Source organism: Sandarakinorhabdus sp. (genome assembly GCF_040398645.1).
Lineage (GTDB): Bacteria > Pseudomonadota > Alphaproteobacteria > Sphingomonadales > Sphingomonadaceae > Sandarakinorhabdus.
The window spans coordinates 1-2,116 of sequence record NZ_JBBATR010000003.1 but is presented as its reverse complement, the minus strand read 5'-3'; the positions used below and the strand labels follow the sequence as shown (position 1 = coordinate 2,116).

Genomic DNA, 2,116 nt, shown 5'->3' with positions numbered 1-2,116 from the left:
CCACTACGGCGCCCACCACTGCTCCGGGCCTGGTGTTCCGCCAGAAAATCAGTGTCGATGCCGATTATCTGTTCACCGTTGAACAAAGCATCGAAAATCCCACTGCTGCTGCCGTCAGCGTGCAGCCGTTCGGCCTGGTGTCGCGGCGCGGCAAGGCAGCGGCGGCCGAGGTCAATGTGCATGTTGGCCCGGTGGCTGTGCTGGACGGCACCTTGAAGGACACGGATCTGGAATTTGACAAGCTGCGGGACAATGGCCCGCAGCGCTTCCCCGCCACCGGCGGCTGGCTGGGCCTGACCGAGAAATATTGGCTGGCCGCCACTGTGCCCGATCAAAAGGCGCGCATCACCGCCACGTTCCAATACGCCGCTGGCCAGTATCAGGCCGATTGGCTGGCCGGGGCGATCACGGTGCCGGCGGGCGGCCGCATCACTGCCACGGCGCGGCTGTTTGCCGGCGCCAAAGAAGTCGAAATGCTCGATCGCTATACCGAAGCCGGCATCCCGCGCCTCGACAAGGCCGTCAGCTGGGGCTGGTTTGAGGTGATTGCCAAGCCGATTTTCTATCTGCTGGATTGGCTGTTCAAGTTCACCGGCAATTTCGGCGTGGCCATCATCGGGCTGACGCTGGTGGTGCGCGCCGCCATGTTCCCGATTGCCAACAAGCAATATGAATCCATGGCCAAGATGCGCCTGATCGGCCCGCGCATGAAGGCCATTCAGGAGAAATACAAGGACGACAAGCTGAAGGTTCAGCAGGAGATGATGGCGATCTACAAGACCGAAAAGGTCAATCCGCTCGCGGGTTGCCTGCCGGTGCTGCTGCAGATTCCGATCTTCTATGCGCTCTACAAGACGTTGCTGATTTCGATTGAAATGCGGCACCAGCCGTTTGTGCTGTGGCTGAACGATCTGTCCGCGCCCGATCCGCTAACGCCGCTGAACTTGTTCGGCCTGATCGCCTGGCAGCCGCCGGCGATGATCGCGCTGGGCGTGCTGCCGATCCTGCTCGGCGTCACCATGTATGTGCAGCAGAAATTGAGCCCCGCCACCATGGACCCGGTGCAGCAGCAGGTGTTTGCGCTGATGCCGTGGATTTTCATGTTCTTCATGGCGCCGTTCGCCGCTGGCTTGCAGCTGTATTGGACGGTCAACAATCTCGTGTCGATCGCGCAGCAATTGTACATGAACCGCAAATATCCCACCCCGGCCACACCGCCGGCGCAGATGGTGGTGGATGCCAAGCCCGTTCCCAAACCGGCTGCACCAAAGCCGACCCAGCCGCAGCCGCGCTCTCCAGCCGGTGGGCGCCGCAAGAAGTGATGACCCCGTGAATGACCCCATGAATGACCCCATGAATGACAAAGTGACCGATGCCGAAGCCGACGCAGAGCTGAACGAACTGATCGAACTGGCCCGCAAACGCTTTGCCGGGCCGATCAATTTCCTGCTGTCCGCGCCGAAACTGGAATTTCTGCCCAGCCCGGATGTGCCGGAAATCGCCTTTGCCGGCCGCAGCAATGTCGGCAAATCCTCGCTTTTGAATGCCATCACCGGCCGGCACGGGCTGGCGCGCACCTCGGTCACGCCGGGGCGCACGCAGGAGCTGAATGTCTTTGAAGTCGGCGAGCCGGTCAGCTTTCGGCTGATCGACATGCCGGGCTATGGCTTTGCCGAAGCGCCCAAGGATGTGGTGCGGCAATGGAAGCATCTGGTGTTCGATTATCTGCGCGGCCGCGTCGTGCTGCGCCGCGTGCTGGTGCTGATCGACAGCCGCCACGGCATCAAGCCGGTGGACCGGGAGATCATGGGCCTGCTCGACAAGGCTGCGATGAGCTTTGTGGTGGTGCTGACCAAGGCCGACAAGATCAAGCCGAGCGCGCTGGCCGGGCTGATGGAAGCGACGCTGATCGCCAGCCGCGCTCACCCGGCGGCCTATCCGCAGGTGTTTGCCACCTCGTCGGAAAAGGGCCTGGGCATCCCCGAATTGCGCGCGGCCATATTGGCGGCGGCGACGCTATGATAACGGTCACGCTAAACGGCGATGCGCGCGCCATAGCGGCGGGCAGCAGCGTGGCGGACTTGCTGCGCGAACTCGATCTGCCGGCGGACAAGGT

2 protein-coding genes are annotated in these 2,116 nt (G+C 62.3%); both read left to right on the top strand.

Annotated features, from left to right (window positions below):
- The coding region (gene yidC / locus ABWP50_RS01075) for a membrane protein insertase YidC (protein WP_353216137.1) at window positions 1-1,322 on the top strand (1,322 nt) is incomplete at its 5' end.
- Between the two features lie 31 nt (window positions 1,323-1,353).
- Window positions 1,354-2,022, top strand: a complete 669-nt coding sequence (gene yihA / locus ABWP50_RS01070) for a ribosome biogenesis GTP-binding protein YihA/YsxC (RefSeq protein ID WP_353216136.1) — start codon at window positions 1,354-1,356, stop codon at window positions 2,020-2,022.
- Window positions 2,023-2,116 lie beyond the last annotated feature (94 nt).